Origin of the sequence: Streptomyces celluloflavus, from assembly GCA_000720995.1 — a bacterium.
GTDB classification, from domain to species: Bacteria; Actinomycetota; Actinomycetes; order Streptomycetales; family Streptomycetaceae; genus Streptomyces; species Streptomyces celluloflavus.
Map to the genome: position 1 here is coordinate 59,560 of JOEL01000021.1, position 13,634 is coordinate 73,193.

12 protein-coding genes and 3 tRNA genes are annotated in these 13,634 nt (G+C 70.7%); 6 read left to right on the top strand and 9 right to left on the bottom strand.

Features of this window, described 5'->3' with window-relative positions; genetic code table 11:
- Window positions 1-152 precede the first annotated feature (152 nt).
- Window positions 153-1,028, bottom strand: coding sequence for an alpha/beta fold hydrolase (locus tag IH09_RS20650; protein ID WP_052858487.1), 876 nt, complete (start codon window positions 1,026-1,028; stop codon window positions 153-155).
- A gap of 329 nt (window positions 1,029-1,357) precedes the next feature.
- On the opposite strand from IH09_RS20650, the gene IH09_RS20655 reads away from it, so the two are divergent.
- Window positions 1,358-2,257, top strand: coding sequence for a phosphoribosylaminoimidazolesuccinocarboxamide synthase (locus IH09_RS20655; protein WP_052858490.1), 900 nt, complete (start codon window positions 1,358-1,360; stop codon window positions 2,255-2,257).
- A 68-nt stretch (window positions 2,258-2,325) separates the two neighbouring features.
- On the opposite strand, the gene IH09_RS20660 is transcribed toward IH09_RS20655, so the two are convergent.
- The 8 genes from IH09_RS20660 to IH09_RS20695 all read right to left on the bottom strand — a co-directional run bounded on the left by IH09_RS20660 (window position 2,326) and on the right by IH09_RS20695 (window position 7,275).
- Window positions 2,326-2,398: transfer RNA gene (locus tag IH09_RS20660), tRNA-Gly, on the bottom strand.
- Window positions 2,399-2,451: 53 nt separating this feature from the next.
- Window positions 2,452-3,054, bottom strand: a complete 603-nt coding sequence (locus tag IH09_RS20665; RefSeq protein ID WP_052858588.1) for a response regulator transcription factor — start codon at window positions 3,052-3,054, stop codon at window positions 2,452-2,454.
- Window positions 3,055-3,274: 220 nt separating this feature from the next.
- A complete protein-coding gene (locus tag IH09_RS20670) occupies window positions 3,275-4,564 on the bottom strand; it encodes a sensor histidine kinase (protein ID WP_052858492.1) in 1,290 nt (429 codons plus the stop codon).
- A gap of 57 nt (window positions 4,565-4,621) precedes the next feature.
- A complete protein-coding gene (locus IH09_RS20675; RefSeq protein ID WP_052858495.1) occupies window positions 4,622-5,434 on the bottom strand; it encodes an ABC transporter permease in 813 nt (270 codons plus the stop codon).
- Complete coding sequence (locus IH09_RS20680) at window positions 5,431-6,441, bottom strand: ABC transporter ATP-binding protein (protein WP_110952457.1); 1,011 nt, start codon at window positions 6,439-6,441, stop codon at window positions 5,431-5,433. The genes IH09_RS20675 and IH09_RS20680 overlap by 4 nt, the downstream gene beginning before the upstream one ends.
- A 175-nt stretch (window positions 6,442-6,616) precedes the next feature.
- Window positions 6,617-6,689: transfer RNA gene (locus IH09_RS20685), tRNA-Gly, on the bottom strand.
- Between the two features lie 74 nt (window positions 6,690-6,763).
- Window positions 6,764-6,835: transfer RNA gene (locus IH09_RS20690), tRNA-Gly, on the bottom strand.
- Window positions 6,836-6,954: 119 nt separating this feature from the next.
- Window positions 6,955-7,275 carry a histone-like nucleoid-structuring protein Lsr2 gene (locus IH09_RS20695; protein ID WP_052858497.1) on the bottom strand — a complete coding sequence of 107 codons (321 nt, stop codon included), beginning with the start codon at window positions 7,273-7,275 and terminating at the stop codon, window positions 6,955-6,957.
- A gap of 299 nt (window positions 7,276-7,574) precedes the next feature.
- On the opposite strand from IH09_RS20695, the gene purS reads away from it, so the two are divergent.
- The 5 genes from purS to purF all read left to right on the top strand — a co-directional run bounded on the left by purS (window position 7,575) and on the right by purF (window position 13,616).
- Window positions 7,575-7,820 (top strand): phosphoribosylformylglycinamidine synthase subunit PurS, encoded by a 246-nt coding sequence (gene purS / locus IH09_RS20700; protein WP_052858499.1) that lies wholly within the window; start codon window positions 7,575-7,577, stop codon window positions 7,818-7,820.
- Entirely contained in the window at window positions 7,817-8,551 is a 735-nt protein-coding gene (gene purQ / locus IH09_RS20705) for a phosphoribosylformylglycinamidine synthase subunit PurQ (protein WP_172450922.1), read from the top strand. The genes purS and purQ overlap by 4 nt, the downstream gene beginning before the upstream one ends.
- Window positions 8,551-10,800 (top strand): phosphoribosylformylglycinamidine synthase subunit PurL, encoded by a 2,250-nt coding sequence (purL, locus tag IH09_RS20710; protein WP_052858501.1) that lies wholly within the window; start codon window positions 8,551-8,553, stop codon window positions 10,798-10,800. The genes purQ and purL overlap by 1 nt, the downstream gene beginning before the upstream one ends.
- 104 nt (window positions 10,801-10,904) lie before the next feature.
- The gene (locus IH09_RS20715) at window positions 10,905-11,699 is read left to right on the top strand and encodes a maleylpyruvate isomerase family mycothiol-dependent enzyme (protein WP_052858504.1); all 795 of its coding nucleotides are present in this window, start codon (window positions 10,905-10,907) and stop codon (window positions 11,697-11,699) included.
- Between the two features lie 357 nt (window positions 11,700-12,056).
- Window positions 12,057-13,616, top strand: a complete 1,560-nt coding sequence (gene purF, locus IH09_RS20720) for an amidophosphoribosyltransferase (RefSeq protein WP_052858595.1) — start codon at window positions 12,057-12,059, stop codon at window positions 13,614-13,616.
- The last annotated feature ends 18 nt before the right edge of the window (window positions 13,617-13,634 follow it).

A 13,634-nucleotide genomic window follows, 5' to 3' on the forward strand; every position in this document is an offset into this window, starting at 1 on the left:
GGCGGACCGGCGGTATGTGTGCCGGCGGAGAGTCCGTGTGCGCGCTGTCGGCTGCGGGTCAGACGCGTACGTACGCCGCTGGAGTCCCTGCCACGCACCTGTCGGTCAGCTGGGGGCGGCCCCGCCTGGGCGTCCTAGCCGTTCCGGGAGCCCTAGCCGTTCCGGGAGTCCTGGGCGTCCTGGGATTCCCGGGCCAGGAATGTTCCGACGGTCCGGGCGAAGCCGACGGGGTCGTCGAGCCAGGGGAAGTGGCCGCCGCCCGGCTGGACGGCCACTTCGGCCGTGGGGAACAGCTCCGCGATGGCGGCGGCAACGCGGGGGCGGGGGCCGCTGTCCAGCTCACCGGCCAGGACCAGCACCGGTGCGCGCAGCGCGGCGATGGCGGCGCGTGCGGCGGCGGGCTCGAAGGCGCCGGGAGACGCGTAGACCTCGGCGGCCTCCGCGTTGCTCTGCGCGACGTCGGCCGCGGCATGGGCCTGAGCGACCGCGTCCCAGCGGCCGTAGAAGAAGGGGGCGACGGTGTCCCAGTCGGCGTCGTCCGCGGTGCCGGCCCAGACGGCTTCGTACGCGTCGTGAGCGGGTCCGAACCACGGCTCGGCCATGCGCAGGGCGGCGGCCTCCCGGCGGTGTTCCTCGGTGAAGTCGACGCCGAGCGCACGGGCTCGGGCGGTGATCAGGGTGAGGGTGCGGACGCGCTCGGGGTACCGGGCCGCGTAGAGCAGGGCGAGATCGCCGCCCGCCGAGTGGGCGAGAACGTCTACGCGGTCCCGGCCGAGGTGACGGCGGAGGGCCTCGACATCGGAGACCTGCCGGTCGCAGCGGTACGTGGCCGGGTCGGCGGGGATGCCGGAGGCGCCGGTGCCGCGCAGGTCGAGCATGATCAGCCGGCGCTGCTCCGACAGCCCGCCGAGGTCACCGAGGTAGGCGGAAGCGCGCATGGGGCCGCCGGGCAGGCAGAGCAGCGGCTCTCCCTCGCCCATGGCGTGGCAGGCGAGTTCTGTTCCGTCGAGAGCGGTGAAGGTGGGCATCGCGCCATCCTCATGACCGCGCGACGATCACGGCAAGCGGTTTGCGCCCGCGCCGGTCAAGATCGCCCGTGCCGCCGCCCGGCCACGGCGGCGAAGTACAGCCCGGACCCGCCGCCTCCGCCCCCCTCTGTGGTCTCTCCGCCTCCCGTCCACCACCCGCCTGCCCCACCGCCCGGGCACGTGCTGCGCCCCCGACCAGGCCGTCTCACCTGGCCGTCGCCGGCGCCCTGACCGCCCGTTCCGTCCGACCGGCCCACCCTGCGGCATCGCCGGACCCTCGCATACGGGAGAATCGGAACGACTCCTGGATCAACCTACGCGGAGGCAGCGTGTCCGGTTTCGTAGAAAAGCCCGAGCCCGTGCAGGTACCGGGTCTCACCCACCTGCACACCGGCAAGGTGCGCGACCTCTACCAGAACGCCGACGGCGAACTGATCATGGTCGCCAGCGACCGCACCTCCGCATACGACTGGGTGCTCCCCACCGAGATCCCCGGCAAGGGCCGCATCCTCACCCAGCTGTCCCTGTGGTGGTTCGACCAGCTCGCCGACCTGGTGCCCAGCCATGTCCGCTCCACCGAGGTCCCGGACGGCGCCCCGGCCGACTGGGCCGGCCGCACCCTCGTCTGCACGTCCCTGGCCATGGTCCCCGTCGAGTGCGTGGCCCGCGGCTATCTCACCGGCTCCGGCCTCGCCGAGTACCGGCAGACCCGTACGGTCTGCGGTCTGGCGCTCCCGGAGGGCCTGGTCGACGGCTCCGAACTGCCCGCGCCGATCTTCACCCCGGCCACCAAGGCCGCTGTCGGCGACCACGACGAGAACGTCTCCTACGAAGAGGTCGCCCGCGAGGTCGGCCCCGAGGTCGCCGCCCGGCTCCGTCAGACGACCCTCGCCGTCTACGGCAGGGCCCGCGACATCGCCCGCGAGCGGGGGGTGATCCTGGCGGACACCAAGTTCGAATTCGGCTTCGCGGGCGAGGAGTTGACCCTTGCCGACGAGGTCCTGACGCCGGACTCCTCGCGCTTCTGGCCGGCCGACCAGTGGCAGCCGGGCCGCGCCCAGCCGTCCTTCGACAAGCAGTTCGTCCGCGACTGGCTGACCTCGCCCGCCGCAGGCTGGGACCGTACGGGCGAGCAGCCGCCGCCGGCCCTCCCGCAGGACATCGTGGACCGCACCCGCGCCAAGTACATCGAGGCGTACGAGCGCCTCACCGGCCTCACCTGGTCGTAACCGCCGCCCCGCGTGCAGACGAAAGGCCCCGGCCGGTATCGCTACCGGCCGGGGCCTTTCCTTCGCTGAGCGGACGACGAGGCTCGAACTCGCGACCTCAACCTTGGCAAGGTTGCGCTCTACCAACTGAGCTACGTCCGCAGGCGCCGCGCAGAACGTCTGCAAAGAGTCGCCGACGCGCGGTGCGGGGTCCACTATAGCCAACCCCGCTCGCGGGCGATGCGCGCTGCCGCGTGGCGGTTCTCGGCGGACAGCTTCGCGGTGGCCGACGAGAGGTAATTGCGTACCGTCCCCGGCGACAGCGCCGCCCGCTCCGCGATCTCCGCGACCGGCGCCCCGGTCTCGGCGAACTCCAGCACTTCCGCCTCCCGGACCGTCAACGGGGAATCCCCGGCGCTGATCGCATCCGCCGCCAACTCCGGATCGACATAACGGTTTCCGGCGTGCACCGTGCGAATGATCTCCGCGAGGCGCTGCGCCGACACCGTCTTCGGCACGAACCCCCGCACCCCGGCCTCCAGCGCCCGTTTCAGATGCCCCGGCCGTCCATGGCTCGTCACGATCATCGACCGGCACTCCGGCAGCTCATGCCGCAGCGATGTGGCCACCGACACACCGTCCGCCCCCGGCATCTGAAGATCCAGCACCGCCACATCGGGCGCGTGCGCCCGCGCCATCGCCAGTGCTTCCGGCCCCGACGCCGCCTCCGCCACGACCAGCAGATCGTCCTCCAGCGACAGCAGCGCCGCCAGCGCCCCCCGGATCAGATGCTCGTCGTCCGCCAGCAGCACGCGGATCACCCCCTCACTCACCCCGCCTCCCCACCCCGGCCCGGCCGTCCCGCACGGCGCCGTCGCCCGGCACAGCCCTGCCATCCACCACGGCCCCGTCTCTCGCGTGTCGTCTCGCCACTCGATTCCTCCCGCTCCGTCCCCCCGTGACCGCCTTTCGCGGACCTGCCCTCCGCGGGCGCCCGCCCGCAGGCCCCCTCGCCCACGGCGTCTCACGCACGGCACCTCACCTCCGCGCGCCGTTCACCACCTCACCGGCGCTCGGCCGCCCGTCCGCCGGCATCGGGAGTTCGACGGTCAGGCGGTAGGAGCCGTCCGCTCCCGGTCCCGACTCCAGCGTTCCGCCCAGTGGGTACAGGCGTTCCCGCAGGCCCCTGAGGCCGCTTCCGGACGGCTGCGCGGGCCGGCCTTCCAGGGGAGTCACGACACCGTCGTTCTCCATGGTCAGCACCAGCACCGCACGCTCCGGGTCGATACGGGTCCGCAGGACGCAACGCCGGGCATCGGCGGCATGCCGCAGCACGTTCGTGGTGCCCTCGCGGACGACCCAGCCGAGCGCCGACTGCACCTCCGAGGGCAACTGCGTGTCGTCCTCGCCCTCGACCCGGCAGTCGACCCCGGCCGCCCGCAATATGGACCGCGCACCGGCCAACTCCGCCTGAAAGTCGGCCTTCCGGTACCCCCGCACCACCTCTCGCACCTCCCGCTGCGACTCCTGCGCGATCCGCTGCACCTCCACCATCTGCTCCACGGCCTCCGGCCGCTCCCGCCGCGCCAACTGGACCGCCAGCTCGCTCTTCAGCGCGATCACCGCCAGGTTCCGTCCCATCACGTCGTGCAGATCGCGGCCGAACCTCAGCCGCTCCTCGGCGACCGCGAGCCGCGCCTGGTTCTTGCGGGCCGCGTCCAGCTCCCAGAACACGGCGAGCAGCCAGCCCGAAGGGCGCGCTATGACGAAGCTCCACAGACCGGCGACGATCAGGAGGATCGCCAGATACAAGCCGAGCTCCCACACATCGGTCACCAGACCGGTCAGCAGCACCAGCACCACCGCCCCCGCGCCCAGTGACGCCATGTACCTCCGCTTGGACACGACCAGGGAGTAGACCATGAAGAACGGGGTGAGAGTCGCGAGCACCGCCAGCGTCACCGAGCCGATACTGTCCGGGCTCCGGATCCCCTCGACGATGACGAGCTTGAACAGGGCGGCCTCGGCCGCGAGCGTCAGCACGCCCGAGACGGCCATCAGGCGGTGCGGTGTCGGGCCCCGGTCCAGATAGCGCTGCAACGCGCGGTTCAGCAGGCTGATCGTCAGGACGCTCTGCACGATATTCAGCCCGAGGGCCGTACCGGCCAGGGTGACGGGCAGCGTCCCGCCGGTGGTCGCCCGGGCGACCGGCGTCACTCCGACGGTGACGGCGAACCAGGGGATCAAGTACAGCGTCCAGCGGAAGTACGTGTCGACCTTGGACAGGGTGTTCTGCCGCCGCCACTTCGCCTGTACCCGTTCGATCATGAGCCCCGTGCCCCCGTCGTCCCGATCGCCGTATGTCGCGCGCTACGGCTGTGCCGCCTACCGCCGCGGCTCCCAGCGGAACCACCGCTTCACAGCAAACACCGCGATTCCTACCCAGACCAAGCCGATGACCAGCCGCTTCAGCGTCTCTCCGGCGTCCGCACCGCCGATCCAGCCGTCGCGTATCAGCTGCATCACCGGTGACAGCGGCAGGAGCCCGAGGACGGTGGCGAAGCGGTCCGGCAGCATGTCCAGCGGCAGCACCATCCCGGATCCGGCCAACGACAGAAAGGTGATCGGGAGCACCACGAGCTGTGCGGACTCCGCCGACTTGGCGAGCGCCGACGATGCCGCGGCGAGTCCCACCACCATCACCATGCCGATCAGGACACCGGCGATCAGCAGATGCGGGGCATCGGGCAAACCGGTGTCCAGCACGATTCCGCCCAGCATCACCAGCAGCGCGCACTGCGCCAGTCCCATGGTCACGGAGGGCAGGGCGGTACCGGCCAGGATCTCCGGATCGCGCAGCTCGCCGGTGCGCAGTCGCTTGAGCACCAGTTCCTCGCGCCGCGCGGCGTAGGCCCCGGTCAGATTGGAGTAGACGGCGAAGAGCAGGACATAGCCGAGCGTCGCCGGCAGCAGGACCGTCCCCACCGACAGGCCGGTACCCGCGAGGTCCATGCCGCTGACCGCCTGCTTCATGGCGAACGCCATGGTGAGGGGCATGACCAGCGTCATGAACAGCGCGGTCTTGTTGCGGACGAGAAGGGTCAGCTCCGCCCGCCCCAGGGCGATCAGCCGGGCCCCCGCGCCGGTTCCCGCGGGCGCCCGCTCTTCCGCGCGGGCCGCCACCGTGTTCGCGCTCATGCGTTCTCCAGTCCCTTCGCGATGTGCAGGAATGCCTCTTCGAGAGATGCGGTCCGGACGTCCAGGCCGGTCAGCTCCAGCCCCTGGTCCCGGGCCCAGATCAGCACCCCGGTCGCGGTCCGCTGCAGCTCGTCCGTCCGCAGCCGGACCGTCCGTCCCACCGTCTCGTGTCCGATGACGCCCAGTTCTGCCAGCGGCGGGAGGTCGCCGAGATGGAAACCGGCCGGCAGCTCGAAGGAGATGTGTGAGGGATGCGCGGCCACCACATCCGCGACGTGTCCGGCTTGCGCTATCCGTCCTCCGTGCAGAATCGCGAGCCGGTCCGCCAGCTCCTCGGCCTCTTCGAGGTAGTGCGTGGTCAGCACGATCGTCGCCCCGGCGTCCCGCAGCTCGCGGACCAGCTGCCAGGTTTCGTGGCGCGCCTCGGTGTCCAGTCCGGTCGTCGGCTCGTCCAGAAACAGCACCTCGGGCCTGCCCAGCAGTGCCAGGGCGAGGTCCAGCCGCCGCCGCTCGCCGCCGGACAGCTGCTTGACGCGGACGTCTCTGCGCCGGGACAGCCCGACCGAGCTCAGCGCCTCGTCGACCGGCCGCGCCCCGCTGGTGCAGCCCGCCCACATCCGCAGCGTCTCGGCCGGGGTCAGCTCGGCGGGGAAGCCGCCTTCCTGCAGCATCATGCCGATGCGCGGCCGCACCCGGTGCCGTTCGGTGAAGGGGTCGTGGCCGAGCACCCGCACCTGGCCCCCGGTGGGCGGGGCCAGGCCCTCCAGCAGCTCGACCGTGGAGGTCTTGCCCGCGCCGTTGGTCCCCAGCAGCGCGAACAGCTCGCCGCGCGCGACCGAGAAGTCGATCCCGCGCACCGCCTCGAAGCCCTTCCCCGCGCTCGCGCGCCGGCCGGCCGTGCCGTAGCGCCTGCGCAGACCGGTGACCTCGATCACGCTCTCGCCCGATCCGGCGCTCGCGGCCCCGCTGGGGCGGGCGCCCCCGATGGTTTTCTCCCCGATGTTCATGTGTCCAGCGTTCCGCCGGCTCATGGCTCCGGGCAGTGCGTCCTGTCATCGCAGTCGATGACAAATGTCAGTTGCCGGACCGGCGGCGGCCGGATGAAGGGACGGAAGGGAGCGAAGGGAAGAGAAGGGAAACGAAGAAGGCCCCGGTCGTGATGACCGGGGCCTTCTTTTTCTGAGCGGACGACGAGGCTCGAACTCGCGACCTCAACCTTGGCAAGGTTGCGCTCTACCAACTGAGCTACGTCCGCAGGCATCCACTCGGCTTTCACCGAGCGGCGCGACAGCTACTCTACCTGATCCATTGGACTGGTTGAGCAGTCAGAGCGGGTGACAGGGATTGCACACTGCGCCTCCCCCTTGGAAAGGGGGCGCTCTACTACTGAGCTACACCCGCGTGACTCCTTGGGGTTTGGCCTTTCGGCCTGGCCCCTCGGCGTGCTCCAGACTCTAGCTGATCAGTAGGGGTGCTGTGCAAGTCGGCTCCGCGCGGCCTGCGGGGCGCCGGCAAGTCGGCTAGTGATTGGCGGCGTTGAACGCCTCATAGACCTTCTTGGGGATCCGGCCGCGCGGCGGGACGTCCATGTGGTGGGAGCGGGCCCAGGCGCGGACGGCCGCCGGGTCAGGGGTGACCGCGGTCCGGTGGTACGCCTTGCCGGACTTGGACCGCTTGCGGCCCGCCGCCACGAACGGCGCGAGGGCGTCGCGCAGTTTCTTCGCATTGGCGGGATTGAGGTCGATGTCGTACGACTTCCCGTCCAATCCGAAGGTGACCGTCTCTGCGGCTTCTCCCCCGTCGATGTCATCGGAGAGCATTACTACTACGCGCTGCGCCACGGATATCGGTCCTTTCAAGGAGCGACCCCGGGTTGACATGGGGTGATGCTCCAGATCCGGCTGATCGGGATCAATGCTTTTTCATTTGTACAGCGGTGGGCAATGCATTGTGAAGCCCAGTTAATTTCGTCAGCGTGTCACCCCGCAATCCGGACCCTGGATCTTTTCGAGGATTTTCCCCGGCAGGCGTCCGCGCCGACGCCCGGCCATGATGCACGCCACGGGTATCTATGCGCGTAGATTTTCGAACACGGTACTGTGAGGTCACCGCCTTACGCACCACACCACCGGGAGTGCCAGTGGCACGCGTCGTAGTCGACGTCATGCTCAAGCCGGAGATCCTCGACCCGCAGGGGCAGGCGGTGCAGCGTGCACTGCCACGCCTGGGTTTCGAGGGAATCGCCGACGTCCGTCAGGGCAAGCGCTTTGAACTTGAGGTGGAGGGACCGGTCGACGACGCCGCCCTCGCCCGCATCCGCGAGATGGCCGAGACCTTCCTCGCCAACACCGTCATCGAGGATTTCACCGTGCGGGTCGACTCATGACCGCCCGCCCGTCGCCCGCCACCGCCGGTGGCGACGGCCCATCGGGCCGCGGTAACACCCGGGTCGGTGTCATCACCTTCCCGGGCACGCTCGACGACCGCGACACCCAGCGCGCGGTCCGGCTCGCCGGAGCCGAGGCGGTGCCGCTGTGGCACCGCGACAAGGACCTCAAGCAGGTCGACGCCGTGGTGCTGCCCGGCGGCTTCTCGTACGGCGACTACCTGCGGGCCGGGGCCATCTCCCGGTTCTCGCCGGTGATGGAGACCGTGATCGAGCAGGCCAGGGCGGGGATGCCGGTCCTCGGTATCTGCAACGGCTTCCAGGTGCTCACCGAGACCCACCTGCTGCCCGGCGCGATGCTGCGCAACAACCACCTGCACTTCATCTGCCGCGACCAGAAGCTGCGGGTGGAGAACGCGAACACCTCCTGGACGGCGGAGTACGAAGCCGGCCAGGAGATCAGCATCCCGCTCAAGAACATCGACGGCCGTTACGTCGCGGACGAGCGCACCCTCGACATGCTGGAGGCCGAGGGCCGGGTGGCGTTCCGCTACCTGGACACCAATCCGAACGGTTCGCTCCGCGACATCGCCGGTATCACCAACGAGGCGGGCAATGTCGTCGGCCTCATGCCGCACCCCGAGCACGCCGTCGAGCCGCTGATCGGTTCGGGCCGTACGGACGGTCTCGGATTCTTCACCTCGATCCTGAAGAAGCTGGTCAACGCCTGATGACTCTGGACACCGTCAAGCACGCGACCGAGACGCCGGACATCGACCAGCCGTGGGCCGAGCTGGGCCTGAAGCAGGACGAATACGAGCGCGTCCGGGAAATTCTCGGCCGCCGGCCCACCGGCGCCGAGCTGGCCATGTATTCGGTCATGTGGTCCGAGCACTGCTCCTACAAGAGCAGCAAGGTCCATCTGAAGCAGTTCGGTGAGAAAGCCCCCCAGAGCGACGCACTGCTCGTCGGTATCGGGGAGAACGCCGGTGTCGTCGACGTCGGCCAGGGTTACGCGGTCACCTTCAAGGTGGAGTCGCACAATCACCCCTCCTATGTGGAGCCCTACCAGGGCGCGGCCACCGGCGTCGGCGGCATCGTCCGCGACATCATCGCGATGGGCGCCCGCCCGATCGCCGTCGTGGACCCGCTGCGGTTCGGTGCCGCCGACCACCCCGACACCAAGCGCGTCCTGCCGGGCGTGGTCTCGGGCATCGGCGGCTACGGCAACTGCCTGGGCCTGCCCAACATCGGCGGCGAGACCGTCTTCGACGCCTGCTACCAGGGAAACCCGCTGGTCAACGCCGGTGCGATCGGCGTCATGCGGCACGAGGACATCCACCTCGCCAAGGCGTCGGGCAGCGGCAACAAGGTCATCCTCTACGGCGCCCGCACCGGCGGCGACGGTATCGGCGGCGCCTCCATCCTGGCGTCGGAGACCTTCGACGAGGCGAAGCCCAGCAAGCGCCCGGCCGTCCAGGTGGGCGACCCCTTCCAGGAGAAGCTGCTCATCGAGTGCACCCTGGAGGCGTTCGCCGAGAAGCTGGTCGTCGGTATCCAGGACCTCGGCGCGGCCGGTCTCTCCTGCGCCACCAGCGAGCTGGCCTCCAACGGCTCGGGCGGGATGCGCGTCGAGCTGGACGACGTACCGCTGCGCGACTCCACGCTCTCGCCCGAGGAAATCCTCATGAGCGAGTCGCAGGAGCGCATGTGCGCGGTCGTCGAGCCGTCGAAGGTCGAGCGCTTCCTCGCCATCTGCGAGAAGTGGGACGTGACCGCCACCGTCATCGGTGAGGTGACCGACGGCGACCGGCTGGAGATCTTCTGGCACGGCGAGATGATCGTCGACGTCGACCCGCGGACGGTGGCCCACGACGGCCCCGTCTACGAGCGCCCGTACGCCCGTCCCGCCTGGCAGGACGCCCTCCAGGCCGACGACGCGAACAAGCTTGCCCGCCCGGCGGACGCGGACGAACTCCGCGCCCAGGTGCTCCGGCTCGTCTCCTCGCCGAACCAGGCGTCCAAGTCCTGGATCACCGGTCAGTACGACCACTTCGTGCAGGGCAACACCGTCCTGGCGCAGCCGGAGGACTCCGGCATGATCCGTATCGACGAGGACACCAACCTCGGCGTCGCGATCGCCACGGACGGCAACGGCCGGTTCACCAAGCTCGACCCGTACACGGGCGCGCAGCTGGCGCTCGCCGAGGCGTACCGCAATGTCGCCGCGACCGGCGCCAAGCCGCTGGCCGTCTCCGACTGCCTGAACTTCGGTTCGCCCGAGGACCCGGCCGTCATGTGGCAGTTCGCCGAGGCGATCCGCGGTCTGGCCGACGGCTGCCTGGAGATGGGCACGCCGGTCACCGGCGGCAATGTCTCGCTCTACAACCAGACCGGTGAGGCGGCGATCCACCCGACGCCGGTGGTCGCGGTGCTCGGCGTCATCGACGACATCAGCCGCCGCACCCCGATCGCGTTCGCGGACGAGGGCCACCTCATCTACCTCCTGGGTGACACCAAGGAGGAGCTGGGCGGCTCGGCCTGGTCGCAGGTCGTCCACGACCACCTGGGCGGGCTGCCGCCGGCGGTGGACCTGGGCCGCGAGAAGCTGCTCGCGGAGATCCTGATCTCCGCGTCCCGGGACGGCATGGTCGACGCGGCGCACGACCTCTCCGACGGCGGTCTGATCCAGGCCCTGGTGGAGTCGTGCCTGCGCGGCGGCAAGGGCGCGCGCATCGTCGTCCCGGACGGCGTCGACCCGTTCGTCCTGCTCTTCTCGGAGTCGGCGGGCCGGGCGATCGTCGCCGTACCGCGCAGCGAGGAGCTCCGCTTCAACGACATGTGCGGTGCGCGTGGCCTGCCGACGACGCGGATCGGCGTGATCGACGGCACGGAGATCGACATCCAGGGCCAGTTCAGCATCCCGCTGAGCGAGCTGAAGGTGGCGCACGAGGAGACCATTCCGGCCATCCTCGCCTGAGCGTTCGCCGCTGTTACGACGGTCCGTCCCCGCTCCGGGGGCGGACCGTCGTCGTCGGCGGACGGCCCGCGGCCCCACCGGACGCGCCCGGTAGCCTCGGCGCCATGTCTCCGGCCCGCGGCAGGTCCCGCACCCGCAGTTACGACCCCGCCAAGACCCGTGCCGCCCTCACCGCGCAGTGCGCGCACGTGCAGGCGGCCGTCCGGGCGCTGGCTCCCGGGCAGTTCGCGCGGCCGACCCGGCTCGGTGACTGGACGGTGCGCGAACTGGTCGCGCACCTGTCGATGACGCTGGGCGGTGTGGCGCGGAATCTGGCGCGGTCGGCCCCGCCGGAGCAGCGGGTCGCGCTGCTGGACTGGCCGTCCGCGACCGCGCCGCACGCGGCCGGGATCGACGCCGACACCCGCGCCCTGGCCGCCGACGACCCGGACGCGCTGCTGACGCGTACCGCGGAGCAGCTCGCCGAGGTCCTCCCGGCCGCCCCCGCCGACCGGCTGCTGGCCACCCGCTTCGGCGCGATGCGGCTGGACGACTACCTGGTCACCCGCTGTGTCGAACTGGTCGTGCACACCGACGACCTGGCGGCGGCGACCGGTACGGAGATCCCGTACGACCGCCAGGCCCTGGCCATCGCCACCCGCCTCCTCGCCGACGCGCTCGCGGTGAAGGCCCCCGGCGGGTCGGTCGAGGTCCGGGTGCCGCCGTTCGCGGTGGTGCAGTGCGTCGAGGGCCCCAAGCACACCCGCGGCACCCCGCCGAACGTCGTCGAGACCGACCCGCTGACCTGGCTCCGGCTCGCCACCGGCCGCAGCGCGTGGCACGAGGCGCTGGACGCGGCGGCCGTCAGCGCCAGCGGCGAGCGCGCCGATATCGGCGGCTACCTCCCCGTACTGCGCTGAACCCGACCGAGCGAATCCGGCCACCCCGGACGTTGCGCATCTCACACCGGTGAGCCGCCGGCCCGGGTGACGCAAGCCGCGCACGGGGTGGAATCCGGCGTTCCGTACGAGCGGCGGAGGCGAGGACGGCAACGGCCGGGGAAGCCGCCCCGAGGGTCGCGCCGGGCGGGCGGACCGGCCGGGGACCAGGTGCGCCAAGGCAGGCGCGGCAAGGCCCGTGGAGCCCGCCGGGCCGGGAATCCGGGCTGCTCGCGCACGGTCGTGTCAAGCACGCTGCCCGCGCCATTTGTGCACGCGTCCAAGAGAGCGGCCATCCCCGGTTCGGATGAATCCGCGACCTGCCCTAGACTCATGGATGTGCCACGTGGTGACGGACGACTCAACCACGACCTGCTCCCCGGCGAGAAGGGCCCCCAGGACGCTTGCGGCGTCTTCGGTGTCTGGGCCCCGGGGGAAGAGGTCGCCAAGCTCACCTATTTCGGGCTGTACGCATTGCAGCACCGTGGACAGGAGTCCGCGGGCATCGCTGTGAGCAACGGCTCCCAGATCCTCGTCTTCAAGGACATGGGCCTCGTGTCCCAGGTCTTCGACGAGACCTCCCTCGGCTCCCTCCAGGGCCATATCGCCGTGGGCCATGCCCGCTACTCCACCACCGGTGCCTCGGTGTGGGAGAACGCCCAGCCGACGTTCCGTGCCACCGCGCACGGCTCGGTCGCGCTCGGCCACAACGGCAACCTGGTCAACACCGCCGAGCTGGCGGATCTGGTCGCCGCGCTGCCCCGTGAGGGCGGCCGCGCGACCCAGGTCGCGGCCACCAATGACACCGACCTCGTGACGGCGCTGCTGGCCGGCCAGGTCGACGAGGACGGCAAGCCGCTGACCGTCGAGGAGGCCGCGCCCCGCGTCTTCCCGAAGGTGCAGGGCGCCTTCTCCCTCGTCTTCATGGACGAGCACACGCTGTACGCCGCCCGCGACCCGCAGGGCATCCGCCCGCTGGTCCTCGGCCGCCTGGAGCGCGGCTGGGTGGTGGCCTCCGAGACCGCCGCCCTCGACATCTGCGGTGCCAGCTTCATCCGGGAGATCGAGCCCGGTGAGATGGTCGCCATCGACGAGAACGGCCTGCGCAGCACGCGGTTCGCCGAGGCCAGGCCCAAGGGCTGCATCTTCGAGTACGTCTACCTCGCCCGCCCGGACACCGACATCGCCGGCCGCAATGTGTACCTCTCCCGGGTGGAGATGGGCCGCAAGCTGGCCGCCGAGGCGCCGGCCGAGGCAGATCTGGTGATAGCGACGCCGGAGTCCGGCACCCCCGCGGCCGTCGGATACGCCGAGGCCAGCGGCATCCCGTACGGCTCCGGTCTGGTCAAGAACTCCTACGTCGGCCGGACCTTCATCCAGCCCTCGCAGACCATCCGCCAGCTCGGTATCCGCCTCAAGCTCAACCCGCTCAAGGAAGTCATCCGCGGCAAGCGCCTGGTGGTCGTCGACGACTCGATCGTCCGCGGCAACACCCAGCGCGCGCTGGTGCGGATGCTCCGCGAGGCCGGCGCCCGCGAGGTCCACATCCGGATCTCGTCCCCGCCGATCAAGTGGCCGTGCTTCTTCGGCATCGACTTCGCCACCCGCGCGGAGCTGATCGCCAACGGGCTGAGCGTGGAGGAGATCGGCAAGTCGCTAGGCGCCGACTCGCTCGCGTACATCTCCATCGACGGCATGATCGAGGCGACCACCATCGCCAAGCCGAATCTCTGCCGGGCCTGCTTCGACGGTGAATACCCGATGGACCTGCCCGACCCCGGGCTGCTGGGCAAGCACCTCCTGGAGTCGGAGAACGCCGGTCAGGCCAAGCCGGACCTGGACGGCGTCGGGACGCTGACGGCAGGTGTCGGCGGCGCCGACGCGCTGCGCCGCCCGTAGCCCGCACACACACGACAC

What these genes read in the sequence shown, in the direction of transcription:
- IH09_RS20650 (WP_052858487.1), bottom strand. Translation starts at nt 1,028, where the DNA reads ATGCCCACCTTCACCGCTCTCGACGGAACAGAACTCGCCTGCCACGCC.
- IH09_RS20670 (WP_052858492.1), bottom strand. Translation starts at nt 4,564, where the DNA reads ATGATCGAACGGGTACAGGCGAAGTGGCGGCGGCAGAACACCCTGTCC.
- IH09_RS20675 (WP_052858495.1), bottom strand. Translation starts at nt 5,434, where the DNA reads ATGAGCGCGAACACGGTGGCGGCCCGCGCGGAAGAGCGGGCGCCCGCG.
- IH09_RS20680 (WP_110952457.1), bottom strand. Translation starts at nt 6,441, where the DNA reads ATGAACATCGGGGAGAAAACCATCGGGGGCGCCCGCCCCAGCGGGGCC.
- purQ (WP_172450922.1), top strand. Translation starts at nt 7,817, where the DNA reads ATGACCGCCCGCCCGTCGCCCGCCACCGCCGGTGGCGACGGCCCATCG.
- purL (WP_052858501.1), top strand. Translation starts at nt 8,551, where the DNA reads ATGACTCTGGACACCGTCAAGCACGCGACCGAGACGCCGGACATCGAC.
- IH09_RS20715 (WP_052858504.1), top strand. Translation starts at nt 10,905, where the DNA reads ATGTCTCCGGCCCGCGGCAGGTCCCGCACCCGCAGTTACGACCCCGCC.